Below are 26,911 nucleotides of genomic sequence, written 5' to 3'. Positions count from 1 at the left end.
CGGTGCGACACGCCGCCCCGGCCGCACGCCGGAACCTTCGCCATAGAGGCGGGTTCGAAGGGGCGTGCGCGCGCCCCTCCCCCTCATCGGTCTGTCTTTCGCCCTGGCGGCCCTCGCGGCCTGCGATTCCTCGCGCGGACAGACGGATGCGGCCTTCAGCGCCGATGGCCGGATCATCGCCATGAGCGGCGGCGCCGGCGGGGCTGCCAACGCCTGTTTCGCCTGTCACGGCCTGCAGGGTCAGGGCGATGGGGTTTCCGCTCCGCGCCTTGCCGGACTGGATGTCGGCTATCTGCAGAAGCAGATGGAGGACTACGCCTCTGGCCTCCGTCCCGACGACCAGATGACCCGTATCGCGAAGGCGCTGAACCAGGCAGATCGCCGCGCCGTCGCCGCCTGGTACGCCGGTCTGCCTGCTTCCTCGGTCCAGACTGACCCCGCCCCCGCTCCGGCCGTCTATCTTTCGGGCGACCCATCCCGCGGCATAGTGGCCTGCGCCTCTTGCCACGGCGTCGATGGCGAGGGGACGGGTCGCGGCGGCAACCCCCAGATCGCCGGCCAGCCCGCCGCCTATACTCTGGAGCAGATCAACCGCTGGAAGTCGGGCAAGCGCCGTAACGACCCGCGCGGCGTCATGGCCGCCGCCGTCAAACCGCTTTCGGACCCAGAAGCCCGCGCAATAGCGCTTTGGCTGTCGACACGACCCGCCGCTCCAGCGCCCGCCAGCGCCGCTGCCACCGGGTCCGCTTCCGTGGACGCAGCGGCACGACCGGCAGCATCGCGTGAAACACGTCGTCCCGATCGATCAGATGGTGCTTGAGCGCGGCTCCCGCGTGAATGGGGATCATCAGCAGCAGCGTCAGCACCATGCCCCAATGCATCCACTCCGCCGCCGCCTCGATCGCCCATAGCTGAGTGTTCGACAAATCCTGCAGAGGCAGCAAGGGCCAGGGAATGAACCCCAGCGCCTCCAGCTGGCGCGTCCGGTCCGTCGCCGAAACCATCGCCCAGCCCGTCAGCGGCAGGCCGAACAGACAGATGTAGAAGAGGTAGTGGGTGATGTGCGCCGCCCAGCTTTCCCAGCCCGGCTTGTCCGCATCGTTGACCAGATCCGGCGCCATCAGCCGCCAGGACAGCCGGCCGATCACCAGGATCAGCATCAGCACCCCGATGGCGAAATGCAGGTCATAGGCCGCGACCATGGCCGCCCCCACCGGCTGGCGCCCCATCCAGAAGCCCCAACCGATCTGAAACACCACCAGCCCTGCCATGGTCCAGTGAAAGGCGATGGCGACCGGCGAATAGCGGCCCTCGTCATGATGGCCCGCCGCCCATTCCAGAGCCTGCTGGAACAGCCGAACGATCATGCCGCGACCTCTCGCGTCGGCCCCAGCATCCGCCCTAGGACCGCCAAAGCCGCGAACAGATAGAGCGCCGACGCCGGGGCCCACATGATCAGCCCCGCCGCCTGCTGATCCTCAAGCGGCGTCATGCCCCAGGCCAGTGTGGTGTAGAAGTGCGGCGCATAGACCGGTTGCCCGGCGAAGGTCAGCACCGCCCCCAGCAATCCCATCGCCAGCATGGCCGCCAGCAAGGCCACGACCACCGCCGGGGCCGACGCGGCTCTGACCCTGGTCCAGAACCAGACGGCGCTCGCCAGCAGACTTAATTGCATAACCCAATAGAGGGCGTCGTTCGAAAGCGCCGCGCCATACAGGCCCGGCGCGTGCCAGGCCCACAGCACCACCGCCTGCACCGCCGTCGCAAGGATCAGCCCGGCGCCGTCACGACGGGGCGTCGCCCAGGCCAGCAGCGGCGCGGCGACGCCGACCAGAAGCACGTGGTGCACCGTCCGCGCCGAAAACAACGCCGAGCTTAGGGCGCACAAAGGAGAGACGAAACTGATCGCCAGAACCCCCATCCCCATCAGACCGAACACCCGGCGCCGCCCGTCCAGCCGCGTTGTCAAAAGCATCGTAACGACCAGCATGACGCCCAACAGGACCGGGTCCAGGTTCCAACGCCAATCGCCCGCCTCCGGCGCCGGACCGCAGTAGGGCGTCCAGATCGGTCCTGCATTCATGATCCGCCCCCACACGCGCCCGCTCACGGCATGAAGTTCAAAACCTCGAAGGCCGGCTCAGTTCCTCTCGCAAATCCGTCTGCGGCGATTGGTCTGGCTCGTTTTCCTCGGGCCGGCGTCTCATTCGGCGGGGCAGAGCGGCGTGAGCGATCGCTCGATGGGCGAAAGGGTGTGGAATCTGCTGGAATGGAAGATCAGCGGCGAAATTCCATTGGCCGCGGCCGCGCGGTGGAGACGGAAAAGGACGATGTCGTGGTCGCCCGCCTCGACCTCCTTCTCCACGGAACAGTCCAGCCAGGCCGGCGCGCCGGCCAGGAAAAGCGCACCCTCCGGGCCGACCTGATAGTCCAGCCCGGAAAACCGATTATCGCCCGTCTGGGCCAGTTGGCGCGCGGCGACGGCATGGCTGTCTCCAAGGAACGAGATGCCGATGCGCGGACGGGCGCGCAGCCGCCGCCAGGTCCACGAGCCACGCTTGATGCAGACCGACACGAGAGGCGGATTTAGCGACACAGCGACGAACGCGCTGGCCGTCATGCCAACGGGACGGGCGTCCTCCATGGCGCCCAATGCCGTCACGCCGGTCGGAAACAGACCGAAAAGCCGGCGCAGATCGGCCTCCTCGGTGATGGCGGCTAGGTTCGGCATGATCAAAAGCCTTCCGGGCGCAGGACGGGGGTTGCGTCGGATGGCTCCACGACGACACAGCGAGCCAACTCCGTCTCCCCATCGTCAGGGTTCAGACCAAAAGTTCCTGGCGAACGATCGCAGCGCCCGCGCCCAAAGCCGCGAGCTTTCCATTGGCGACCCGGCGAGACAGGGGCGCCATGCCGCAGTTGGTGGCGGGATACAGCTTGTCGGCGTCCACGAATTGCAACGCCTTCCTCAAGGTGTCCGCGACCTGTTCGGGCGTCTCGATGACGTCGGTCGCCACGTCGATGGCCCCGACCATCACCTTCTTGCCCCGGATCAGCTCGATCAGGTCCATCGGCACGCGCGAGTTCTGGGCCTCAAGCGAGATGATGTCGATGCTGGAGGTCTGCAGCTTCGGGAAGGCCTCTTCGTACTGACGCCACTCCGACCCCAGCGTCTTCTTCCAGTCGGTGTTGGCCTTGATGCCATAGCCGTAGCAGATGTGGACGGCCGTCTCGCATTTCAGCCCCTCGGCCGCCCTCTCCAGCGTGGCGACGCCCCAGTCGTTCACCTCGTCGAAAAAGACGTTGAAGGCGGGCTCGTCGAACTGGATGATGTCGACGCCGGCGGCCTCCAGTTCTCTGGCTTCCTCGTTGAGGATCTTAGCGAACTCCCAGGCCAGTTTCTCGCGGCTTTGGTAGTGGTCGTCGTACAAGGTGTCGATCATCGTCATCGGCCCCGGCAAGGCCCATTTGATCGGCTGGTCGGTCTGCTGGCGCAGGTATTTGGCGTCCTCGACGAAGACCGGCTTCTGACGGCTGACGGCGCCGACGACCACCGGCACGCTCGCATCATAACGATTGCGGATACGCATGGTCTTGCGGGCCTCGAAATCCACCCCGTCCAGATGCTCGATGAAGGTCGTGACGAAGTGCTGACGTGTCTGTTCGCCGTCGCTGACGATGTCGATCCCGGCGCGGCGCTGATCGTCCAGCGACAGGCGCAGGGCGTCCTGCTTGGCCTCGACAAGCTCATCGCCTTCCAGCTTCCAGGGCGACCACAGGGTCTCGGGCTCGGCCAGCCAGACGGGCTTTGGCAGGCTTCCGGCGGTGGATGTGGGCAACAGGGTTTTCATGACGGATGACTTCTTACGGAATGACGGATCAGGCGGCGAAGCTGGCGGACCATTGGTCCAGAACCTGCCGGTAGGGCTTGATGAAACGCTCTTCGACGAACCGGCCCTGTTCGACCGCCAGACGGCTGCGCTCCTCGCGGTCGTAGACGATGCGGGTCAGCGAATAGTCCTGGCACTGCAGGCTGGGCCGATACTGTTCCGACGCCGGGGAGTTGGCGTTGTAGATCTCGGGCCGATAGATCTTCTGGAAGGTCTCCATCGTGCTGATGGTGCTGACCAGTTCCAGATCGGTGTAGTCGCCCGTCAGGTCGCCGATGTGATAGAAGGCGAAGGGCGCGACGCTGCCCTTGGGCATGAAGTAGCGGACCTTCATCCCCATCTTGGCGAAATACTGATCGGTCGGGGAAAACTCGTCGTTCTCGTATTCGCTGCCCAGCACGGGGTGCTCGCCGCCGGTGCGGTGGTAGGTCTTGTTGCTCGACACGCTCAGGCAGATGACGGGGGGCTTGCCGAAATTATCGCGATAGGCGGCCGAGTTCAGGAAATGCTTGAACAGCTTGCCGTGCAGGTCTCCGAAGTCCGCAGGCGCGAAGGCGCCGGGATTGGCCTTCATATGCGCGGGCAGGACCACGCTGAAGTCGTAGTCGCGCACATAGGAGGAGAAGTTGTTGCCGACGATCCCGTCGATGCGCCGACCGGTCTGGCCGTCCACGATGGTCGTCTGAAGGATTTCGATCAGCGGGAAACTGTCCGTCTCCTCGCCTGGCGCCACGCTCATCTCGACGGAGACGATCTGCAGTTCGACCGCATAGCGATCCCCCCTCGGATTGTCCCAATGCGCCAGGGAGTTGAAGCGGTTGTCGATCATCCTCAGGGTGTTGCGCAGGTTTTCCTGTCGGCTTTCCCCCCGGGCCAGATTGGCGAAATTGGTCGTGATCCGCGTGTTGTCGGCGGGAACATAGTTCTCGTCGAGCGCGGTGCGCTTGATGGTGAATGTGAACGCGCTGTTCGCCATGGTCTCTGCCGTTGATGCTGGCGGAACAGCAGGCAGGAACGCGCGACCGCTCGCACACGGAAGCCTCCGTCGCGGCGTTCATGCGACCTGACCGACACCCCGCCGGAGGACGATATCTGTCGGGGCAGGTCTCCTGGCTCGCGGGTCACGGCTTCCGGCCCGGCCTTCCCGGAGGCGAACCCCCAGTGACATCCGATGGACCCTCAGCTCGCCGCTTACAGTTGCGGGGGCAGCGCCGGCTTCGACCGAAGTCTCACCGGCTTCCCTCTTAGCTCCGAACAGTTCGAACACCGCCCGAAGAACCACGACAAGCGGACACTGCCACAGCCACGCCTGAAGTCAACAATGATATAAAGATATCTTTATGTCCTTATACGATCTACCGCCACCTCGTCAGGCGGCCGTGGGATAGGGGGTCGCTGCGCTGCGGTTCGGGTCGATCAACAGCGCGCGCCCTATGGGCGGAAACGCCCTTTGCGGGCAGGCCGGGCGCTCGCACACCTTGCAGCCCGCGCCGATGGGCGTGGCGGCGGCGACGTCTGACAGGTCCAGACCTTGCGAATAGATCAGGCGCGATGCGTGACGGATGTCGCACCCCAGGCCGATGGCGAAACTCTTGCCCGGCGCGCCAAAGGCCGGACTGGGACTGCCGACGGTTCGTGCGATCCACAGATAGGTGCGTCCGTCGGGCATCTGCGCCATCTGGGTCAGGACGCGGCCGGGCTGGGCGAAGGCTTCGTAAACATTCCAGAGCGGGCACGAACCGCCCACGCGGGAAAAGTGAAAGTCGGTCGCCGACTGGCGCTTGGAGATATTGCCTGCGCGATCGACCCTGACGAAAAAGAAGGGCACGCCCAGCGCCCCCGGCCGCTGAAGCGTGGAAAGCCGGTGACAGACGGTCTCGAACCCCACCCCGAAATGTCGCCCAAGCCGCACGATGTCGTAGGAGAAGGCTTCGGCCTGCTGAAGAAAATCACGATAGGGCAACAGGACGGCGCCGGCGAAGTACTGGGCTAGGCCGATGCGTAGAAGATCGCGCGTCTCCCGGTCGTCGAACCCCGCGCCGTCGATCAGGGTCTCGATGGCGGCGCCCGCCTCCAGATAGGCGAGTTGCATCGCCATCTGGAACGCCTGCTGCCCCTGTTTGGTGAAGGGCGAGACATGAAGGGTGCGATTGACGGCGTCGAAGCGACGCTGCGCCTCCTCCCCCTCGTCGACGACGACGCGCACGCCGTGCCTTTGAGCCAGCCAGGCCGCCAGCCCCGGCCGGACCTGACGCGGCGCCAGACCAGCGGCGTCATAGAGACGCTCGGCCGCCTCATCCAGTTCGGCGACATGATTGCGACGCGAGTAGAAGAAGTCGCGCACCTGTTCGAACGGCATACGGGCGGGCGTGTCGTCGGCGAACTCCTCTCCCAGCCTCAAGGCCATGGCTTCGGCCCGGTCGGCGCTTCGCCTCGACTTGCGGTGCAGCGCGACCAGCGCCCGCCCAACCGCAGGCATGTTCAGCGCAAGTTCGCGCAGTTCAGCCGTCGATATGTGTTCGGCTCCGCCCTCCCCCAGGGCTTCGCGCACATCCGAGATCAGCCGCCCCTCCTCGTCTTCCGAGAACAACTGAACATCGACGCCGAAAGCGGCGTTGAGCTTGAGCAGCAGAGGCACGGTCAGCGGGCGCTGGTTCTGCTCGATCTGACTGAGATAGCTATTGGATATTCCCAGCGCCTGCGCCACCGCGGTCTGGGTCAGGCTGCGCTCTTCGCGCAGCCGACGCAGACGAACACCCATGAAGGTCTTGCTCATAGACTTTTACAACTTTTGCATAAAGTTGGAAAGGATTTCTCAAACATCCACAACAGGAATGCTCAAGACTGACCGACAGATGCAAATATTGCAAACACGAAGATGTCAAGACGTCTTGCCGCCGCTCAGACCGGCCAAGGCTCCGACGGCACGAAGACGTCGCCCGCCATCAATCGCCGAGCGCTGCGGCTCATCACCGCCTTCGACACCGTCCAGTCGCCGTTGCGCTCCACCGCCTCTGCGCCGACTTGCAACGCGCCCGAGGGATGTCCGAACCGCACGGCGCTTCGCTTGCCGCCGCCTGCAGCCCGATTGACCAGCGTCCCCGGCACAGCGGCCGCGACGGCGATGGCCACCGAGGCGGTGCCCATCATGGCGTGGTGCAGCTTGCCCATCGACAGGGCGCGAACCAACAGGTCGATTTCCTGAGCCTTGATCGTCCTGCCGCTGGAGACGACATGATCGCGCGCAGGCGCGACGAAGGCGATCTTGGGCGTGTGCTGACGTCGCGAAGCCTCATCGACCGATGCGATCAGCCCCATCCGAACCGCGCCAATGGCGCGCAGGGCCTCGAACCGTTTCAGGGCCGCCGCATCGCCGTTGATCGCCTCCTGCAACTCGGTGCCGGTATAGCCGATGTCGGCGGCGTCCACGAAGATGGTTGGGATGCCGGCGTTGATCAGCGTGGCCTTCAACCTGCCGCCCGCGACCAGATCCTCCGGCACATCCAGTTCGTCGATCAGATTGCCGGTCGGGAACATGGCGCCCCCCGAACCGTCACTGGCCTCGCCCTCATCGGCGGGGTCCAGGAATTCCAGCACGATCTCAGCGGCGGGGAAGGTCACGCCGTCCAGTTCAAAGTCGCCGGTCTCCTGCACCGCGCCGCCCGAAACCGGGACATGGGCGATGATGGTCTTGCCGATATTGGCCTGCCAGATGCGAACGGTGCGGACGCCGTCGGCTCCTGCATCGACATAGCCCGCATGGATGGCGAAGGCCCCCGCCGCCGTCGACAGATTCCCGCAGTTGCCCGACCAGTCGACGAAATCCGTGTCGATGGAGACCTGGCCATACAGATAGTCGACATCATGGTCGGGTCGGTCGCTGGGCGACAGGATCACGCATTTCGACGTGCTGGAGGTCGCGCCGCCCATGCCGTCGATCTGTTTGCCATAGGCGTCCGGACTGCCGATCACCCGCTGGAACAGCCGGTCCCGCGCTGGGCCGGGCGCGCGCGCCGCGTCGGGCAAGTCTTCCAAGCGGAAGAAGACGCCCTTGGACGTGCCGCCGCGCATATAGGTGGCGGGGATGCGTATCTGCGGACCGTGCGACATCAGGCGGCGGCCTCCTGTTCCAGGAAGTCCTGAGCGAAGCGTTGCAGCACACCGCCCGCCTCATAGATCGAGACCTCCTCGGCGGTGTCCAGGCGGCATTTGACCGACACCGTCTCCTGCGTCCCGTCAGCTCGGTGAACGACCAGGCTCAGTTCGGCGCCCGCCGCGGGCTGGCCGATGACGTCATAGGTTTCCGTGCCGTCCAGCTTCAGCCCCAGCCGGGTCACGCCGCCCGTGAACTCCAGCGGCATCACGCCCATGCCGATCAGATTGGTGCGGTGAATCCGCTCGAAACCCTCGGCGACGATGGCCTCTACCCCCGCCAGACGCACGCCCTTGGCGGCCCAGTCGCGCGACGAGCCCTGGCCGTAATCGGCCCCGGCGATGATGATCAGCGGCTGGCGACGGCCCAGATAGGTCTCGATCGCCTCCCACATCCGCACCACCTGACCATCCGGCTCCAGCCGCGCCAGAGAGCCCTTCTTCACCGCCCCGTCGACCACGGCCATCTCATTGACCAGCTGCGGGTTGGCGAAGGTGGCGCGCATGGCCGTCAGGTGATCGCCGCGATGGGTGGCGTAGGAGTTGTAGTCCTCTTCCGGCACGCCCATCGCCGTCAGATACTCGCCCGCCGCCGAGGTCGGCAGGATGGCGTTCGACGGCGACAGGTGATCGGTGGTGATGTTGTCCGGCAGTATGGCCAGGGGCCGCATCCCCTTCAGCGTGCGGGGGCTGGCCGCCAGGGCGCCCAGTCCCTCGGTGTCCCAATAGGGCGGACGTCGGATATAGGTCGACTGGGGCCGCCAGTCATACAGCGGCGCGGCGGGCGCTCCGCCATGCAGGCGCTTGGCGAACATCGGCTCATAGACGTTGCGGAACTGTTCGGGCTTGACGTGCCTGCCGACGATGGCGTCGATCTCGGCATCGGCGGGCCACAGGTCCTTCAGGCGGATCTCACGACCGTCGGGCGCAACACCCAGGACATCCTGCTCGATATCGAACCGCACCGTCCCGGCGATGGCGTAGGCCACCACCAGCGGCGGCGAGGCCAGGAAGGCCTGTTTGGCGTAAGGATGGATGCGACCGTCGAAGTTGCGGTTCCCGGACAGGACAGCGGTCGTATAGAGGTCGCGCTCAACGATCTCGTTCTGGATCACCGGATCGAGCGCGCCCGACATGCCGTTGCAGGTGGTGCAGGCGAAGCCGACGATGCCGAAGCCCAGCGCCTCCAGTTCCGGCAGCAGGCCTGCGTCTTCCAGATACAGCTGCGCTACCTTGGAGCCCGGCGCGAACGAGGTCTTGACCCAGGGCTTGCGGACCAGACCCAGGGCGTTGGCCTTTCGGGCCACCAGGCCCGCCGCGACCACGTTTCGGGGGTTGGAGGTGTTGGTGCAGCTGGTGATGGCGGCGATGATGACCGCGCCGTCAGGCATCAGGCCGTCACGCTCTTCGGCCAGGGCGCCGTCCAGATCGACCGCCACGCCGCGCGCCTGCAGGGCCGAGGTCGGCAGGCGACGATGCGGATTGGAAGGTCCGGCCAGATTGCGCTCGACCGTCGACAGATCGAACGCCAGCACCCGCTCATAGTCGGCGGTCTTCAGCGCGTCGGCCCAAAGGCCGATGGTCTTGGCATAGGTCTCGACCAGTTCGATCTGGTCGGGCTCGCGACCGGTCAGGCGCAGATAGTCGATGGTCTGCTGGTCGATGTAGAACATCGCCGCCGTCGCCCCGTACTCCGGGCACATGTTCGAGATGGTGGCCCGGTCGCCGATGGTCAGGCTGTCCGCCCCTTCGCCAAAGAACTCCAGCCAGGCGCCGACCACCCGCTCCTTGCGCAGAAACTCTGTCAGGGCCAGCACGATGTCGGTGGCGGTGATGCCCTCATGGCGCCGCCCCGTCAGCTTGACGCCCACGATGTCAGGCAGGCGCATCATCGACGGCCGCCCCAGCATCACCGTCTCGGCCTCTAGCCCGCCAACTCCAATCGCTATGACGCCCAGGGCGTCGACGTGCGGCGTATGGCTGTCGGTGCCGACGCAGGTGTCGGGGAAGGCGACCCCATCGCGCACCTGCACGACGGGGGACATCTTCTCCAGATTGATCTGGTGCATGATGCCGTTGCCGGCGGGAATGACGTCCACATTCTCGAAGGCCCGCTTGGTCCATTCGATGAAATGGAAGCGGTCCTCGTTGCGGCGATCCTCGATGGCGCGGTTCTTGGCGAAGGCCTCGGGATCGAACCCCGGCGCCTCGACCGCCAGGGAATGGTCGACGATCAGTTGGGTCGGCACGACCGGATTGACCTTGGCCGGATCGCCGCCCTGCTCGGCGATGGCGTCGCGCAGTCCCGCCAGATCGACAAGGGCTGTCTGGCCCAGAATGTCGTGGCAGACGACCCGCGCCGGATACCAGGGAAAGTCCAGATCGCGCTTGCGCTCGACGATCTGCCTCAGCGCCTCGTCGCGTGAAGCGGGATCGCAATGACGCACCAGTTGCTCGGCCAACACCCGCGACACATAGGGCAGACGGTCATAGGCTCCCGGCTGAATGGCGTGAACCGCCGCGCGCACATCGAAATATTCGACTGACGTACCGAGCAGCCGGCGACGATAGGCTTCATTCATTTGAGCCGAATTCCCCTGAACTTCATCGCGTCATTATCGACCCGCGACGGGGGCTTCGGAACGCCTGAAAGGGCGGAGATTTGTGAACGCCGGCCTGCAAATCAGCAAACTTTGCGGACACATCCAAGTTTGCAGCTTTCGCGGATTTGCAGCATCGCCTTCACTGATTTCCGCTCTTTCAGTCCTTCTGAGATCGATCGAAGCGTGAATATTCAAGGGCCTCGCGGATGATCCGCTGTCCGAGGCTCCCATGTCGTCGCCGACGCCGCTTCCCCCTGACGAGACCCGGTTCGCCGAAATGGTCTTCCCGGAACAGGCCAATCATTATGGCGCGCTGTTCGCCGGTTCGGCCCTTGCCCTGCTGAGCAAGGCCGCCTTCGTCGCCGCCAGCCGCCGCGCCCGCAACGACGTCGTGATGGCGCGGTCGGAGGCCACCGATTTTCACACGCCCGTCCGCGTCGGCGAACTTCTGGACATGGTGGCGCGCGTGATCCGCGTCGGTCGCACGTCTCTGACCGTGGAGGTCGAGGGCGTCGCCGAAACCCTGTCAACCGGCGCGCGCCGCCCCGCGCTGAACGGCCGCTTCGAAATGGTCGCCGTCGACGCCGAGGGCCGACCGCGCCCGATCACCCTTCACCCCTGCTCCGGCGCCCCGGTCTCCGTGGCCGCCCAATAAGCTTTCGAGGAAATCCATGTCCGAAGTCGCAGCCGCTCCTGGCGTGAAGCCGAAGAAGTCCGTCGCCCTGTCCGGCGTCCTGGCGGGCAACACCGCCCTGTGCACCGTCGGCCGCTCGGGCAACGACCTGCATTATCGGGGCTATGACATTCTGGACTTCGCAGAGACCAGCGAGTTCGAGGAAATCGCGCACCTGCTGATCCACGGCGCCTTGCCGACCGCCGCTCAGCTCAAGGCCTACAAGGCCAAGCTCAAGGCCCTGCGCGGCCTGCCCGCCGCCGTGAAGTCGGCGTTGGAGACGGTTCCGGCGGCGGCCCACCCGATGGACGTGATGCGGACCGGCGTTTCGGCCCTGGGCTGCGCCCTGCCGGAGGCGCACGATCACAACCACCCCGGCGCGCGCGACATCGCCGACCGGCTGATCGCCTCCTTGGGGTCGATGCTGCTCTACTGGCACCACTTCAGCCAGAACGGCCGCCGCATCGAGGTGGAGACCGACGACGATTCCATCGGCGGCCATTTCCTGCATCTTCTGCATGGTACGGCGCCGTCCGACAGCTGGGTGCGGGCCATGCACACCTCGCTGATCCTGTACGCCGAGCATGAGTTCAACGCCTCGACCTTCACCGCCCGCGTCATCGCCGGGACCGGCTCGGACATGTTCTCGGCCATCGCCGGGGCCATCGGCGCCCTGCGCGGTCCCAAGCACGGCGGAGCCAATGAAGTCGCCTTCGAAATCCAGAAGCGCTACGCCGACGCCAACGAGGCCGAGGCCGACATTCGCCGTCGCATGGAGGCGAAAGAGGTCATCATCGGCTTCGGCCACCCGGTCTATACGATCAGCGACCCCCGCAATGTCGTCATCAAGCGTGTCGCCAAGACCCTGTCGGACGAGGCCGGTTCGACCCGGATGTACGACATCGCCGAACGCATCGAGAGCGTCATGATGGACGAGAAGAAGATGTTCCCGAACCTCGACTGGTTCTCGGCCGTCTCCTACCACATGATGGGCGTGCCGACGGCGATGTTCACGCCGCTGTTCGTCATCTCGCGCACCACGGGCTGGGCCGCCCATGTGATCGAGCAACGCACCGACAACAAGATCATCCGCCCCTCGGCCAACTATACCGGCCCGGAAAACCTCACGTTCGCGCCGCTGGCCGAACGCGCCTAAGACCGCCTGAAAGCCTACGGAGTCTCCATGCCCTATCTTGTCGCCGCCGACCTGCCGACCGAATCCGCCGGCAAGCGTTTCCGCGCCGCCCTGGCCCGCGAGGGAATCTGGCAGTTGCCCGGCGCCCACAACGGTCAGGCGGCCATCCAGGCCAGGAACGCCGGCTTCGACGGGGTCTATCTGTCGGGCGCGGCGATGACGGCCTCCATGGGCCTGCCGGATCTGGGCATCATCACGGTGGACGAAGTCGCCTTCTTCATCCGCCAGATCGCCCGCGCGTCCGGCCTTCCCCTGCTGGTGGACGGCGACACCGGCTATGGGGAGGCGCTGAACGTCATGCACATGGTGCGGACGTTCGAGGAGGCGGGCGCCGGCGCCGTACACCTGGAAGACCAGATCCTGCCCAAGAAGTGCGGCCACCTGAACGGCAAGGCCCTGGTCCCGGCCCTCGACATGGCCGCCAAGGTCGCCGCCGCCAAGAAGGCCAGCCGCGACATCGTCATCATGGCCCGCACCGACGCGGCCGGCGTGGAAGGTTTCGACGCCGCCGTCGACCGCGCCAAGATGTATGTCGACGCCGGCGCCGACTGCATCTTCCCCGAAGCGCTCAACACCCGCGAGATGTTCGAGAAGTTCGCCAAGGCCATGCCCGGCGTCCCCCTGCTGGCCAATATGACCGAGTTCGGCAAGACGCCCTTCTACACGGCCGCCGAGTTCGAGCAGATGGGCTACAAGATGGTGATCTGGCCCGTGTCGTCCCTGCGCGTCGCCAACAAAGCGCAGTCGGAACTGTACGCCTCGATCAAGGCCAATGGCGGGACGCACAAATATGTGGACCGCATGCAGACCCGCCAAGAACTGTACGACACCATCGGCCTGCACACCTTCGAGGAACTGGACGCCTCGATCATCAAGACCATCGTGCCCCAAGGCATGCCGCAGGAAGACTGATCCGCCGAAGCGCCGCGCTCGGCGTGCGTCAGTCTTCTTTGGCAAGGACGGCCTGAAGGCCCTTTGGTCTTCCGGGCCGGGCGGAAGCCGTCCCTTTCAAAGCCCATCGACTTCGTGCCTGGCGATCAGCTGCGCTACTTCGCTCAGCGACTGACCTACACGTCGGCCGATGCCGCTTAGACGACCAGCCGATAGCCGATGCCGGGCTCGGTCACGAGCATGACTGGCTGGGCCGGGTCCGCCTCCAGCTTTTGCCGAAGCTGACCGACGACGACGCGCAGATACTGGACGTCGTCGGCATGGCCGGCGCCCCATATGGTCTTCAGCAGATCGACGTGACCCAGCACCTTGCCGGCGTTGCGGGCCAGAAAGGCCAGGACCTCGTATTCCTTGGGGCGCAGCTTCACCCGCTCGCCCGCGCGGGAGACGATGCGACGGTCCAGGTCGATCACCATATCGCCCGCCGTGACCACGCCGCCCACGATCGGCGTCAGCGCGCCCTGGCGCAGACCCGCGCGGATGCGGGCCAGCAGTTCGCCCACGCCGAACGGCTTTTCGACATAGTCGTTGGCGCCCAGGTCCAGGGCCGTGATCTTCTCGGCCTCGCGGTCACGGGCGGACAAGACGATGATCGGTCCCGGATAGAACGCACGCGCGCGGGTCAGCACATCCTTGCCGTCCATATCGGGCAGTCCCAGATCCAGAACCACCGCGTCGGGGCTCCACAGGGCGATGGCGCGCAGGCCCTCCTGACCGCTGTCGGCGCGGCGGGGCTCATAGCCGGCGGCGTCCAGCGCGGGCGCCAGGAAACGATGGATCTGGGGTTCGTCGTCAATGACCAGAACCTGGGGGCGAACGGCGGACATCAGAGCAGATCCGGGTGGGTGGCGATGGATTTGGGCAGGCGAATCAGGATGCGGGCGCCGCGTTTGCCGGCGGCGTCGTCCTGGATCGGGCTGGCGGCGGCGATGCGGCCGCGCATGGCTTCGACGAAGCCCTTGGCGATGGCCAGACCCAGTCCCGCTCCTTTTGCGCGGTCGGTGGATTCCTCCATGCGGCGGAACTTGTCGAACACCCGTTCCAGCTCGGCGGTCGGGATGCCGCGCCCCTGATCCTCGATGGAGATGACGACGGCGCCGCGATCCTCATAGGCCGCTAGTTCGATGCTCGTGTCGTCGGTACTGTAGGCGATGGCGTTCTCAAGAATATTGACCACCGCCTGTTCCAGCAGGCCGGGATCAGCCTCGACCAGACTGAGCTGCGCCGGGAAGTCGCGCGCGACCCTGCGCCGGCCCAGACGGCGCGACACCCGCTCGGCGGCCGCATTCAGGATGTCGCGCACATCGGTCCAGTCGGTGCGGACGTTCAGCCCCCCGCCCTCCAGCCGGGTCATGTCCAGCAGATCCCCGACATAGCGCGACAGGCGTTCGGCCTCTTCGCGGATGCTGAGCAGCAGGTCGTCGCGGACCTCGGGCTTCAGAGTCGCGCCATAGTCGATCAGGGTCGTCGCCGAGCCCAGGATGGTGGACAGGGGGGTGCGCAGATCGTGGCTGACCGAGTTCATCAGGGCGGCGCGGAAACGATCGGCGCGGCGCAGGGTCTCGGTCTCCAGCGCCTGACCGGCCAGATCGGCCCGCTCCAGCGCCACGGCGCCCTGGTCCAGCAGGGCCATGGCCAGACGTTCCTCGTCCGAGCCCGCCGCCACGGCGGACGCATCTATGCCGGCGACGCCCGCCCGGGCGCGCACGCCCTGAAGAGGCTGAAACCGCCAACAGGTCTGCGGCAGGGTGCCGGTGCCGTGGCCCGCGACCTCGCCGTGGGTCCAGGCCCAGCGGGCGGCGGCCATGGCGTCGGGGGCCAGGGTCACGCCCTCAGGGCTGGCGCCGGTCAGAACGATGTCCTCGCCGTCGGGCAGAAGGACGACGGCGCCCGCGCCGGCGGCGGCCGAGGCCTGTTCGGCCAGGCTGCGGGCCGTGGCGGCGCGATCCCGGCCGGCCGACAGGGCTTGGCTGGCGGCCAGCAGCGCCGAAACGGCGGCGGCGCGACGCTGGGCCGCCCGCGCCTGTTCGCGCACGCGCCCCGCCAAGGCGCCCGTCCCCAGGGCCACGCCCCAGAACAGGATAAGGGTCAGGACGTCCGTCGGCGACCCGATCAGGAAGCTGTAGCGCGGCTGGAGGAACAGGAAGTTATAGGTCAGAAAGGCCAGGGTCGCCGCCGCCAGAGCGGGCCTGAGCCCGTTCAGCACCCCCGCCGCCACCACCGCCGCCAGATAGATCACGCCCAGATCGACCCGCTCGAACCGGGCGTCCAGCAAGAGGGCCGCCCCTGTCGCCGCCAGGACGAAGGCCCCGCCGACCGGATAGCCGCGCCAGTCCAGCGCCGCCCGGACACCCGACCGTGTCGCCGGTTCGGGCGCGGTCAGGTCGCCCTCTGTCACGACGTGGACGGCGACCCCTTGCGCCTTGCGCAGCAGTTCGGTCGCCAGCGCCCGGCCGGTCCATTCGCTGAACCGCCCGCCGCGCGTTTTGCCGATGACGATCTGGGTGACGTTGTTGCGATGGGCGTGATCCAGCACGGCGCGCACCACATCGTCGCCGCTGATGGTCACGGGCCGCCCGCCCAGTTGCTCCGCCAGCTTGAAGGCCTCAGACAGCCGCCCCGCCGACCGGGCGTCGGCGCGCGATCCGCTGGGTCGTTCGACGTGGGCCACGGACCAGGGGGCGTCCATCATCATGTCCGACATCCGCCGCCCGGTCCGCACCAGGGAAGCGGTCATGGCGTCCCCGCCGACCAGCACCAGAATGCGCTCGTTCGCCGCCCACGGCCCCGACACGCCCCGCTCGCGCAGATGCGAAAGCAGTTGGTCGTCCACTGTCTGGGCCGCCCGGCGCAGAGCCAGTTCGCGCAGGGCCGTCAGGTTCTCGATCCTGAAGAAGTTCTCCGACGCCACGCGCGCCGTCTCAGGCACATAGACCTTGCCCTCGGCCAGGCGCGCCCGCAGATCCTCAGGCGTGATGTCGATGAACTCGATGTCGTCGGCTCCGGTGAGGACGCTGTCGGGCACGGCCTCGCGCTGGCGAACGCCGGTGATGCGCAGGATGACGTCGGACAGGCTTTCCAGATGCTGGATGTTCAGCGTCGTCCAGACGTCGATCCCAGCGTCGCGCAGTTCCTCCACGTCCTGCCACCGCTTGGGATGGCGCGAACCGGGCGCGTTGGAATGGGCGTATTCGTCGACCAGCAGCAGTTCGGGCCGCCGCGCGAGAGCGCCGTCCAGATCGAACTCCATCAGGGCGCGGTCGCGGTGTTCGATGGGTGCGCGCGGCATGACGTCCAGCCCGCGCAGCAGGCTCATCGTCTCCTTGCGGCCGTGGGTCTCGACCACGCCGACCACGACATCCAGCCCCTCGGCCTTTCGCCGGCGCGCGGCGCGCAGCATCTCGTAGGTCTTGCCCACGCCGGGCGACATGCCAAGAAAGACCTTCAGCCGCCCGCGCTTGCGGCGCGGAACGGCTGAATTAGCGGAGGTTGCCGGCGCCGTTTGGGGCAATCAGCCCTCCGCGCCGAAGCGGGCGTCCAGCGCGCGGTTGGTCATCAGGACATTAACATGCGGCTGGCCGATGAAGCCCAAGAAGGCCCCCTCGATGTGCGCCTCGATGATGCTCTGGACCTGCTGCACGGGAACGCCTCTGGCGCGGGCGATCCGCGCGGCCTGAAGCCGAGCGTAGGCCGCAGACACGTCGGGGTCGAGACCGGAACCCGAGGTCGTCACCGCATCGGCGGGGATGATCCCCGGACCGTCCTCGGCGCGGATAGCCCTGGCGCTTTCGGCGACGCGGGCGGCCAGGTCCGGGTTCAACGGCCCCAGGTTCGAGCCGGACGAGGCGGCGGCGTCATAGCCCTTGCCCGCCGCCGAGGGCCGCGGGTGCAGATAGGTCGCGCCCGCAAACGGCTGACCGATCAGGGCGGAACCCACGACCTGGCCTGCGGCGTCTCGGACAAGGCTGCCTTCGGCCTGATCGGGGAAGACCGCCAGCGCGATCCCGGTGACGGCCAGCGGATAGGCCAGGCCCAGCAGCAGGGTGAACAGGCCTATCATGACGACGGCCGGACGAAGTTGATTGACCATGATCGTCGCCTCAGAAGGCGGCTTTCAGCGTGGCTGCGGCGCGCGCGCCGTAGCCGTCGCCGAAGCCGTGCTGGTCGGTGTCGTGATAGCGCACGTCCAGCGCCAGATTGGGGGTCAGCTGATAGGCCGCGCCCAGGTTCCACGTCGTATAGTCCAGGTCCGAAGACACCCACTGACGCCCGACCGCGCCAGAGATCGTCCACTTGTCGGCGGGGCGGACGGCGCCGTTGATCTCGGCATAGGTCGCCTGATCCTCGGCCGCGCCGAAGAAGTCCGGCGAATAATAGACGGCGGCGCCCAGGGTTGCGGGACCGACGGCACGCGATGCGGCGGCTTTCAGTTCGACGTAGTCATAGTCCGCGCCCTCCGGCTGGCCGGGGTAGAGATAGCCGACCAGGCCGAAGTCGAGCGCATAGCCGGCGACTTCGGGTCGATAGCCGGCGTAGAGATCGACCTCGGCGTCCGTGCTGTCGCCGAAATCGACATTGGAGGCCCAGGCGCCGGCGTAGAATCCATTGTTCGTCAGATCGACGCCCGCCGATATCGCGGGTCTCTCCCGGGTCTGGCTGACGCCGCGAAAGACATAGTCGGAGGCCAGGGCGATATTGGCCGAGACCTTAGAAGCCGACAGTGTTGGAGCGGAGCCGTCCTGCGCCCTGGCTTGGCTGCACAGACCAAGGCCTGAAAGGCCCAGGATGCAGGCGGCGGCGAACCAGGCGTCGTTGCGGCCCGAGGCTCTGAAGAGGGGTTTACGCATGAAGATGTCCTTGGAAACACGCATCAGGCCAGGCCAAGCGCGGAAATGAGAAGGTCGATCAGCTTGATGCCGACGAAGGGCGCGATCAGTCCGCCCAGGCCGTAGATCAGCAGGTTGCGACCCAACAGGGCGCCGGCGCCGATGGCCCGGTATCTGACCCCCTTCAAAGCCAGAGGGATCAGGGCGACGATGACCAGGGCGTTGAAGATGACCGCCGACAGGATGGCGCTTTCGGGGCTGTGCAGCCGCATGATGTTCAGCGCGCCCAGCGACGGCAGGGCCACCACGAACATCGCCGGGATGATGGCGAAATATTTGGCCACGTCATTGGCCACCGAAAAGGTGGTCAGGGCGCCGCGCGTGATCAGCAGTTGCTTGCCGACCTCGACGATCTCGATGACCTTGGTCGGGTCGCTGTCGAGATCAACCATATTGCCAGCCTCGCGCGCGGCCTGGGCCCCGGTCTGCATGGCCACGCCGACATCGGCCTGAGCCAGGGCGGGGGCGTCATTGGCGCCGTCGCCGCACATGGCGACCAGACGGCCCTTGGCCTGTTCGGCCTTGATCAGCCGCATCTTGTCCTCGGGCGTGGCCTCCGCCAGGAAGTCGTCCACTCCGGCCTCCGAGGCGATGGCCGCCGCCGTGACCGGATTGTCGCCGGTGATCATCACGGTGCGCAGCCCCATCCGGCGCAGGTCGGCGAAACGGGCCTTCACCCCCGGCTTGACCACGTCCTTCAGGTGGATGACGCCGACCAGCATGCCGTTCTGAGTGACGGCCAGAGGCGTGCCGCCCGAACGGGCGATCCGGTCTACCGCCTGACGGAACTCGGCCGGGGCCGCGCCGTCGGTCAGGTCGAGATCCTTGAGCACGGCGTCGACCGCCCCCTTCCTCCAACTGTCCTCGCCGACATCCAGACCCGACTGACGGGTGACGGCGGTGAAGGGGATGGCGACGGCGCCGGCCGGCTGATCGACCGAGACGCCCGCATTGCGGCCCAGTTCGACGATGGAGCGGCCTTCCGGCGTCTCGTCGGCCAGGGACGCCATGACGGCGGCGGCCAGGGCGGCTTCGGGACGGACGCCCGGAACCGGGATGACCTCGGTCGCCATGCGGTTGCCGAAGGTGATTGTGCCGGTCTTGTCGAGCAGCAGGGTGTCCACATCGCCTGCCGCCTCCACCGCACGGCCCGAGGTGGCCAGCACGTTCACCTTCAACAGCCGGTCCATCCCGGCGATGCCGACGGCGGACAGCAGCCCTCCGATCGTGGTCGGGATGAGGGTGATGAACAGGGCGCCCAAGACCATCGGGTCCAGATCGACGCCCGAGTACGCGCCCAGCCCAACCAGGGTCACGACCGCGATCAGGAAGATCAACGTCAGGCCGGCCAGCAGCACGGCCAGGGCCAGTTCGTTCGGCGTCTTCCGGCGATCCGCGCCCTCGACCATGGCGATCATGCGGTCCAGGAAGGTCGAGCCGGGCTTGGCGGTGATGCGCACCTTGATCCAGTCCGAGACGACGGTGGTGCCGCCGGTCACGGCCGAACGGTCGCCGCCGCTTTCGCGGATCACCGGGGCGCTTTCGCCGGTGATGGCGGCCTCGTTGACCGAGGCGACGCCCTCGATGATTTCGCCGTCAGAGGCGATCACGTCGCCGGCCTCGACCAGGATGATCGACCCGACTTCGAGTTCCGAGGCGTTGGTCGAGACCACCGTGCCGGTCGCGGGGTCGACGATCAGCTTGGCCTTGGTCGTGACGCGGGTGGCGCGCAAGGAATCGGCCGCCGCCTTGCCCCGCCCCTCGGCGACGCTCTCGGCGACATTGGCGAACAGGACCGTGGCCCACAGCCACAGGGCCAATTGCACCGCAAATCCGGCCGACTGTCCGCCCGCGACGGCCGCCGCCGCCGAGATCGTGGACAGCAGCGCCACGATCCAGGTGGTGAAGATGACCGGGTTCTTGATCAATTTGACGGGGTTCAGCTTGACCACCGCCTCGCCCACGGCGCGACCGATCATCGCCCCGGAGAGCCCGCCCGCGAGGGGCGACGCACGGCAGCCCTCGCGGGGATCGAGAGTGAGTTGTGTCATGTCAGGATGTCCGAGGGATCAGGCGCCGGCGACCGCCGCCAGCACCTGGAAGTGCTCGACGATCGGCCCCAGGGCGAGGGCGGGCAGGAACTGCAGTCCGCCCAGGATGAGGATCACGCCAATCAGCAAACCGATGAACAGGCTGTTGTCGGTGGGCAGGGCGCCGACGCTGGACGCCAGCTTCGGCTTGGCGACCAGGCTGCCGGCGATGGCCAGTACCGCGACGGCGGGAATGAACCGCCCAAACAGCATGGCCAGACCCAGGGTTGTATTCCACCAAGGCGTATTGGCGCTCAGGCCCGCAAAGGCCGACCCATTGTTCGCCGCCGCCGAAGTGTAGGCGTAAAGCATCTCCGACAGGCCGTGCGGTCCCTTGTTCAGCAGACCGGCGAGGGCGGTGGGGAAGACGGCCGCGATCGCCGTAAAGCCCAGTATGGCCAGCGGCAGGATCAGCACCGCGATCATGGCGAACTGGATTTCGCGCGCCTCGATCTTCTTGCCCAGATATTCGGGCGTGCGACCGACCATCAGACCAGCGACGAAGACCGCCAGCAGGGCCATGACCACCATGATGGCGATGCCCGAACCGACGCCGCCGGGCAGGATCTCGCCCAACTGCATCAGGAACATCTGCAGCGCCCCGCCCAGGGGCATGAAGCTGGCGTGCATGGCGTTGACCGAGCCGTTGGAGGCGCCGGTCGTCACGACGGACCAGACGGTCGAGGCGGGGGCGCCGAAGCGGACCTCCTTGCCCTCCATGTTCACCGAGGCGTCCACGTGGGCCGCGACCAGGGACGGCGGCGGCTGGGTTTCGATGACGTACATCGCGGCCGAGGAGACGCTCAGCAGGATCAGCGCCGCTGTCGCCAGCGCCCTTATGTCGCGTCCCGCCAGCGCCGTGCGGCCAAAGGCGAAGAAGGCGGCCCAGCCCATGACGTTGATCGCCACGGCGGTCAGCAGATTGGTCATGGCGTTCGGGTTCTCGAACGGATGGGCGCCATTGGTGTTGAAGACGCCGCCACCGTTAATGCCCAGTTGTTTGATCGCCACCTGGCTGGCCGCCGGGAACAGCGGCAGGGTCTGCGACCCGCCCTCGACCCCGACGACGTGGACACTGGCGGCCAGGCTCTGAACCACGCCCAGCCCCGCCAGGGCGACCGCCAGGATCAGCGCGGCGGGCAAGAGGACATAGAGAGTGGTCCGCGTCAGATCGGCCCAGAAGTTGCCGACCCCCTCGCCGCGATGGGCCACGAAGGCCCGCGCCAGGGCGGCGGCGATGGTCGCCCCGGTCGCGGCCGAGACGAAGTTCTGCACCGTCAGACCAACCATCTGCGTAAAGGTCGACATCGTCGCCTCCCCGCCATAGCTCTGCCAGTTGGTGTTGGTCACGAAGCTGACGGCGGTGTTGAAGGCCAGGTGCGGCGAGACGCCCGCGAACCCCTGGGGGTTCATCGGCAGCACGCCCTGCAGCCGCAGGATCGCATACAGCAGCACAAAGCCCGCCAGGTTGAAGGCCAGCAGCGCCCCGGCATAGCCCAACCAGCCCTGGCTGCGTTTCGGATCGACGCCCGCCGCGCCATAGAAGACGGCCTCCACCGGCTTCAGCACCGGGTCCAGCCAGGTCCGCTCGCCGTTCCAGACACGCGACATGTAAACGCCGATGGGCCAGCCGAGCAGAACGGCCAGCCCGAGAGTCAGGGCGATCTCGCCCCATCCTTGAATGTTCATGAGTTTCGTCCCGGTCCGTCAGAACCGCTCGGGCCGCAGCAGGGCCGCGACCATATAGACGGCGACGACCACCGCCCCCGCCCCCCAGAGCATGGCGATCATCGTCATACCCGTTTCAACGCAACGGCCAGGGCCGCAAAGACGACGAACGCCCCTGCCCCTGTCGCCAGAAAAATCACATCGGCCAAGCCGGCCTCCTCAAGCTCAGATGAAGCGTGAAGAGATCATGGGCGGCCGTAACGGGGCGATGTGGATTCCCCGCCTCGGCGTAAAGGAAACATAAAAGCGGGGGTTCAGCCCCGCCTTGCAACGGCCTCTATGCAATCCGAAGGCGGTTCGGCGAATGGGATCGCCGCACGGCGCGCTGACGCCCTGCGTCCCGGTCGCCGTGCTCCGTCTATGACCAGACCGGCAGGAGGCTGGGAAAATACGACGTCGAAGAGCCGCGCCACGGCGGCGGCGACTGGCTCTTCAGCGCAGCTTCAGCTGGATCAACGGAGCCACCCGCATTCTGATGGAGCGCTATCAGCCCTTATCGCGCCGCCGCCCGAGGGGATCCGGGCGGCGGCGCACTGCAGCGTCAGAAGCGGTAACGCAGCCCCACGCCGTAGGTCGCCGGCGCGCCGACCAGACGCGACGCGCCGTTCATCTCCGGGAAATAGACCTCGTCGGTGATGTTGCGGCCGTACGCATAGACGGACCAGTTCGCCGCAGTCTCCAACTCGACCCTGGCGTTCAACAGGGTGTAGGCCTTGGCCGTATTGCCCGGCGTCGCGTTCAGGCGATTGGACTCCTCGCCATGATGCGAAACAGACAGGCGCGAATCCAGCCGCCAGCCGTTGTCCAGAACCAGCCCATGCTTCAGCGCCAGGGTCGCCGTCACGTCGGGCGCGCCCGGCAGCGGATCGCCGACCGTCTGCAGCACCTCGGCGACGCGAGCCGAGCTGAACGACAGGATTTCGGTGTCCAGGAAGGCGGCGGCCAGATCGACATCCAGCGTCTGGTTCGAGGTCTCGAACAGAACGGCGTTGATCGCGAACTCTATTCCCTTGCTCTCGGCCTCGCCCACATTGGCTCGGCCGTTGGTGTCATTGGCCAGGCGCGTCGTCGCCTGCAGTTCCTTGAACCTGTAGCTGAAGGCGTCCAGCGACAGGCGCAGGCGCGGGGTGGTCCAGCGCAGGCCGGTCTCATAGGCGGTGACCGTCTCGGAATCGAACGGCAGGGTCTCGGCCTGTGTGAAGATGGAGGTGCCGTCGAAACCGCCGCCGCGATAGCCCGTGCCCGCTGAAACAAAGACGTTCAGGCTTGGGTTGAAGGCGTATTTGGCCGTGATGCGGCCGGAGACATTGTCATCCTCGAACGCCCGATCCCAGATGAACGGATTGGTCGTGGCGAAGGTGGTTGTGAAGGTCGAGATGCCCCACGGGTTCAGGTCGTCGTTGCGCCCGCTGAACGTCGCCTCGTCGCGGGTGTAGCGCAGGCCGCCCGACAGGCTCAGCTTCTGGGTCAGCTCATAATCGACCTGGCCGAAAAGGGCGAAGCTGTTGCGCGTCTGCTTGTGAAGATTGTCGTACTTGGTCCGGGCCGTATAGCTGGTCCAGTGGGTGTCGAAGTCGATGTCGTCCGAGACGTAAAAGGCGCCGACGATCCAGTCCAGGCGACCGCCGCTGTCGTCGCTCAGGCGCATTTCCAGCGAGGTCTGACTCATCTTCTCATCGGCGTCGAAACGCGACGCGGGATAGGGCGAGCCGTCGCCGTTGCCCTGGATGGCGCGGGTCGAGCCTTGGACGTTGCCGATGACGGCCAGGTTCAGGTTCTCGCCCAGGGCGTGGGTCAGCATGGCGGAAACGCCATAGATGTCGATGCTGTGCGTCGGATATTCGGAGGAGTAGAATTCGTACGGATCATCGTTCTCGCCCGCGTTGGCGATGTTCGTGTCCAGGGCGGCGGAAATCCGGTCGTACTGGCGGGTGTCGCCGCGGTCGCGGCTGCCGAACAGCTTGACCGTCAGATTGGTCTGCGGGGCGAAGTCCATCGACACGGTGGCGCGGCCGGCGAACAGATCCTTGTCGCCGAACCCTTCGCGGCGGCCCGGATCGACGATCGGCGGAATCTGGGTCTGGGTCACGCCGCCGATGATGGGGCGAAAGCCGGCCAGATCGCCGGCGCCCGCGCCGGTCATGAAGCCCCCGCCCTGTTCGGCCAGCACCGCGACGCGCACCCCGAGCTTGTCGCTCAGAGGCCCGCCGACAGCGGCCTCCATTGCGGTGTAGTCATAGGAGCCGACCTCCAGCCGACCGTAACCCTCGATCGTATCGCCCGGCCCCTTGGTGATGGCGTTGATCACCCCGGCCGTCGTGTTGCGGCCATATAGGGTGCCCTGCGGCCCCTTCAGGATCTCGACGCGGTCCAAGTCGAACAAGGGCATGCCCAGATAGGCGTTGGACGTCTGATAGACCCCGTCCACGTGCAGGGCGACCGAGGGATTGCCGTTGGGCTTGTAGTCGTCGGCGCCGCCTATGCCCCGGATGCTGATCAGGCCGTAGTTCGTGCCCCCGAAGGCGTAGTTGACCGAAACGCCCGGAACCTCGTCCACCAGGCTGGTGACGCTGTCGATGCCGCGCCGCGCCGCATCGTCGCCGTCGATCACGGTCACGGCCAGGGGCACATCCTGAATACGCTGCGCGCGCTTCTGGGCGGTGACGATCACCTCGTCGAGGGTGGCGGCGTCCGTGGAGGCGTGACCGGCTTGCGAAACAGAAAAGGTGCGCTCGCCGACCTGCGCGGCGACCAGGCCCGAACCGGCCAGAATCTGGCGCAAGGCCTCCGCAGGCGCCATCACGCCGACGGCGCGCCCGCCGCGCCTGCCGCGCACCAGTTCGGGCGTGAAGACCACCTGGACGTCGGCGGCCCGCGCGAACCCGGTCAGGGCGGTCTCCAGCGACTGGCTTTCGATGGCGAAGGCGATCGGCTGCGCCGTCGAGGTCTGGGCCAGGGCCGGAGATGCGACGGCTAAAACAGCCAAGGCGCTGCAGGCCAGCAGCCCGCGTTTCAGAACGCCCGAAAATGGCGAGGAAATGGTCATTGGAAGCCCCTGAAATCTAGCAACCGGCCCCCGGCCGGCTCGCTCTCAGGAACGGAAGCGCCCCCCTGACCCCACACCCTGTCTTGCAAATTTCATCGAAGCTTTGCTGATCCTTCAGAGGATCGGATGCGCCACACGCCATCCGCGCTCCGCTTGACCGAAAGGTCGAAACCCGTCGCCAGCGCCAGGGCGAGTTCGCGCGCCCCGTCGTAACGGAACGAACCCGAGATGTGCCTGGCGCCGGCCTCGACATCCTCGATCGACAGGCGCTCGGCGGAATAGCGGTTGAAGGCGGCGACGACCTCGCTCAGCGGCCGGTCACGCACCACCAGACGGCCATCCCGCCAGGCCGTCTCGGCCTCCACATCGGCGGCCATCACGCGAAAGCCCGTCGCCGTCGCATCCCCCTTCTGACCCGCGCCGACATGGACCGATGTCTTGTCGCCCCGACGCGCGCCGATGGTCAGACCGCCCTGCTCCACCACCACCTCGGGCCGATCGCTCGACAGGCTCAACTGGAACCGTCCGCTGTCCGCCGTCAGCACCCGATCACCCGCGCGCAACACGAAAGGTCGGTCGCCCGCCACGAGGTTCAGATAGATCTGCCCCTGTTCCAGAACCGCCGCACGACGCCCGCCAACGAAATCCAGCCTCAGCCGCGTCAGGGGCGCCAGTGTCACCTCCGAACCGTCCGGCAGGGTCGCGTTCAACCTCTGTCCCGCCTTTGTCGCGATCAGGGCCCGCGCCGGCGACGCCGCGCCCAGTATCCACAGCCCGCCGCAAGAGGCCGCCACCGCTCCACCGGCCAAGCCGAACATGGCGCGGCGATTGACGCCCGGTCGCGGCCTGCCCAGAGCTTCGGCGCGCAGAGCCAGAACCTCCGGCTCGCCGGCGTCCATCTCCAGCATCCGCCAGGCCTGCTGGCAGGCGCGGTAGGCGGCGATGTGCGATGCATCCGCATCCAGCCACTGGCGGAAACCCGCCTCGTCCTGAGGGCTGGGCGTGGTCCCGCCGTTCATCCGCGCAAACCAGAGGGCGGCTGGATCGGCGTGGTCGTCGTTAGCCGTGCGTGGAATGGGCGGTGCCATCAGTGGTCCGCCTCTATCAGATCCAGCCTCAGCGCCGCCATTGCGCGCACCATGTGCTTCTCGACCGCACTGACCGAAATCCCCATTCGGCGCGCGATCTGGGGATAGGTCAGGTTCTCGAAACGCCTCAGGATCACAACCGTCCTCGCCCTCGGCGGCAGGGCGTCCAGCGCCGCCAGCATCCGCTTCAATCGCTGCTTCCCGTCCAAAATCTGCTCGGCGCCTGGCTCCTCGCTTTCAGGCGACAGGTCGTCGATGTCGACATGACGTCCCCTGCCCCGCGCCTGATCGTAACGCCCCCGGTCGCGCGCGATATTGGCGGCGGCCTCGAAGACATAGCCATCGACATTGTCCAGGCTGAACAGGTCGCCGCGTCGCAGCAAGCGCACGAACAGATCCTGCACCATCTCCTCGGCATCCATCGGCGAGCCGACCCGGCGCAGGAAGAACTGCATCAGCGGCCGCCGCAGCCGCCGCGTCAGATCGACGAAGGCCGCGTCGGGCGACGGCCGCCCCGCCAGTTCCGCCGTCTCGCAGCACATGTCCAACCGTCGATCCATGAGCGCCCAATGACGCTCAAGCTTCACCGCCGCATGTCGATTGCGCGAC

General features: G+C 66.7%; 21 protein-coding genes, 1 pseudogene and 1 riboswitch. Of the genes and pseudogenes, 4 read left to right on the top strand and 18 right to left on the bottom strand.

Annotated features, from left to right (window positions below; translation table 11 throughout):
* Positions 1-181: 181 nt before the first annotated feature.
* Positions 182-640 (top strand): annotated as a pseudogene (locus ACYX4P_RS09065) (c-type cytochrome); the annotation flags it as partial.
* Positions 641-647: 7 nt separating this feature from the next.
* On the opposite strand, the gene ACYX4P_RS09060 reads toward ACYX4P_RS09065, so the two are convergent.
* From ACYX4P_RS09060 to acnD, 8 genes are all read right to left on the bottom strand, one after another.
* Positions 648-1,367 carry a cytochrome b gene (locus tag ACYX4P_RS09060; protein WP_248121059.1) on the bottom strand — a complete coding sequence of 240 codons (720 nt, stop codon included), beginning with the start codon at positions 1,365-1,367 and terminating at the stop codon, positions 648-650.
* A complete protein-coding gene (locus ACYX4P_RS09055; RefSeq protein ID WP_282438988.1) occupies positions 1,364-2,083 on the bottom strand; it encodes a cytochrome c oxidase assembly protein in 720 nt (239 codons plus the stop codon). The genes ACYX4P_RS09060 and ACYX4P_RS09055 overlap by 4 nt, the downstream gene beginning before the upstream one ends.
* A gap of 120 nt (positions 2,084-2,203) precedes the next feature.
* Entirely contained in the window at positions 2,204-2,731 is a 528-nt protein-coding gene (locus tag ACYX4P_RS09050) for a flavin reductase family protein (protein ID WP_248121063.1), read from the bottom strand.
* 91 nt (positions 2,732-2,822) lie between these two features.
* Positions 2,823-3,851: a methionine synthase gene (locus ACYX4P_RS09045; protein ID WP_248121065.1), complete on the bottom strand. Its 1,029-nt coding sequence runs from the start codon at positions 3,849-3,851 to the stop codon at positions 2,823-2,825.
* 28 nt (positions 3,852-3,879) lie between these two features.
* Positions 3,880-4,866, bottom strand: coding sequence for a DUF1852 domain-containing protein (locus ACYX4P_RS09040; RefSeq protein ID WP_248121067.1), 987 nt, complete (start codon positions 4,864-4,866; stop codon positions 3,880-3,882).
* A gap of 106 nt (positions 4,867-4,972) precedes the next feature.
* A riboswitch (cobalamin riboswitch) is annotated at positions 4,973-5,188 on the bottom strand.
* A gap of 71 nt (positions 5,189-5,259) precedes the next feature.
* Positions 5,260-6,666 (bottom strand): short-chain fatty acyl-CoA regulator family protein, encoded by a 1,407-nt coding sequence (locus tag ACYX4P_RS09035; protein WP_248121069.1) that lies wholly within the window; start codon positions 6,664-6,666, stop codon positions 5,260-5,262.
* Between the two features lie 125 nt (positions 6,667-6,791).
* Positions 6,792-8,000: a 2-methylaconitate cis-trans isomerase PrpF gene (gene prpF / locus ACYX4P_RS09030; protein ID WP_248121071.1), complete on the bottom strand. Its 1,209-nt coding sequence runs from the start codon at positions 7,998-8,000 to the stop codon at positions 6,792-6,794.
* Complete coding sequence (gene acnD, locus ACYX4P_RS09025) at positions 8,000-10,624, bottom strand: Fe/S-dependent 2-methylisocitrate dehydratase AcnD (protein ID WP_248121073.1); 2,625 nt, start codon at positions 10,622-10,624, stop codon at positions 8,000-8,002. Before acnD ends, prpF begins: the two co-directional genes overlap by 1 nt.
* A gap of 250 nt (positions 10,625-10,874) precedes the next feature.
* On the opposite strand from acnD, the gene ACYX4P_RS09020 reads away from it, so the two are divergent.
* The 3 genes from ACYX4P_RS09020 to prpB are packed head-to-tail and all read left to right on the top strand — an operon-like array spanning position 10,875 to position 13,425.
* Positions 10,875-11,300 (top strand): acyl-CoA thioesterase, encoded by a 426-nt coding sequence (locus ACYX4P_RS09020; protein ID WP_248121075.1) that lies wholly within the window; start codon positions 10,875-10,877, stop codon positions 11,298-11,300.
* Between the two features lie 16 nt (positions 11,301-11,316).
* On the top strand, positions 11,317-12,474 hold the full coding sequence (gene prpC / locus ACYX4P_RS09015; protein WP_248121077.1) for a bifunctional 2-methylcitrate synthase/citrate synthase: 1,158 nt from the start codon (positions 11,317-11,319) through the stop codon (positions 12,472-12,474).
* Positions 12,475-12,501: 27 nt separating this feature from the next.
* Positions 12,502-13,425 (top strand): methylisocitrate lyase, encoded by a 924-nt coding sequence (gene prpB, locus ACYX4P_RS09010; RefSeq protein ID WP_248121079.1) that lies wholly within the window; start codon positions 12,502-12,504, stop codon positions 13,423-13,425.
* Positions 13,426-13,601: 176 nt separating this feature from the next.
* Here prpB and ACYX4P_RS09005 read toward each other — a convergent pair whose 3' ends face one another.
* From ACYX4P_RS09005 to ACYX4P_RS08960, 10 genes are all read right to left on the bottom strand, one after another.
* Positions 13,602-14,291, bottom strand: coding sequence for a response regulator (locus ACYX4P_RS09005; RefSeq protein ID WP_248121081.1), 690 nt, complete (start codon positions 14,289-14,291; stop codon positions 13,602-13,604).
* Complete coding sequence (locus tag ACYX4P_RS09000; RefSeq protein ID WP_248121083.1) at positions 14,291-16,894, bottom strand: DUF4118 domain-containing protein; 2,604 nt, start codon at positions 16,892-16,894, stop codon at positions 14,291-14,293. Before ACYX4P_RS09000 ends, ACYX4P_RS09005 begins: the two co-directional genes overlap by 1 nt.
* A gap of 81 nt (positions 16,895-16,975) precedes the next feature.
* Positions 16,976-17,554 carry a K(+)-transporting ATPase subunit C gene (gene kdpC, locus ACYX4P_RS08995; RefSeq protein ID WP_248121084.1) on the bottom strand — a complete coding sequence of 193 codons (579 nt, stop codon included), beginning with the start codon at positions 17,552-17,554 and terminating at the stop codon, positions 16,976-16,978.
* 10 nt (positions 17,555-17,564) lie between these two features.
* Positions 17,565-18,311: a TorF family putative porin gene (locus ACYX4P_RS08990; RefSeq protein WP_248121085.1), complete on the bottom strand. Its 747-nt coding sequence runs from the start codon at positions 18,309-18,311 to the stop codon at positions 17,565-17,567.
* A gap of 23 nt (positions 18,312-18,334) precedes the next feature.
* Positions 18,335-20,401 (bottom strand): potassium-transporting ATPase subunit KdpB, encoded by a 2,067-nt coding sequence (kdpB, locus tag ACYX4P_RS08985; RefSeq protein ID WP_248121087.1) that lies wholly within the window; start codon positions 20,399-20,401, stop codon positions 18,335-18,337.
* Positions 20,402-20,419: 18 nt separating this feature from the next.
* Positions 20,420-22,129: a potassium-transporting ATPase subunit KdpA gene (gene kdpA / locus ACYX4P_RS08980; RefSeq protein ID WP_248121088.1), complete on the bottom strand. Its 1,710-nt coding sequence runs from the start codon at positions 22,127-22,129 to the stop codon at positions 20,420-20,422.
* Between the two features lie 18 nt (positions 22,130-22,147).
* Positions 22,148-22,237, bottom strand: a complete 90-nt coding sequence (locus tag ACYX4P_RS08975) for a potassium-transporting ATPase subunit F (RefSeq protein ID WP_196066341.1) — start codon at positions 22,235-22,237, stop codon at positions 22,148-22,150.
* Between the two features lie 472 nt (positions 22,238-22,709).
* Entirely contained in the window at positions 22,710-25,214 is a 2,505-nt protein-coding gene (locus ACYX4P_RS08970; protein ID WP_248121090.1) for a TonB-dependent receptor, read from the bottom strand.
* Positions 25,215-25,306: 92 nt separating this feature from the next.
* A complete protein-coding gene (locus tag ACYX4P_RS08965; protein ID WP_248121092.1) occupies positions 25,307-26,302 on the bottom strand; it encodes a FecR family protein in 996 nt (331 codons plus the stop codon).
* Positions 26,302-26,862, bottom strand: coding sequence for an RNA polymerase sigma factor (locus tag ACYX4P_RS08960; protein ID WP_248121094.1), 561 nt, complete (start codon positions 26,860-26,862; stop codon positions 26,302-26,304). The genes ACYX4P_RS08965 and ACYX4P_RS08960 overlap by 1 nt, the downstream gene beginning before the upstream one ends.
* Positions 26,863-26,911 lie beyond the last annotated feature (49 nt).

Source organism: Brevundimonas sp. ABV4_179, assembly GCF_056311945.1.
Note: the sequence above shows the minus strand (reverse complement) of the source record. Positions and strands in the feature narration are given on the sequence as shown.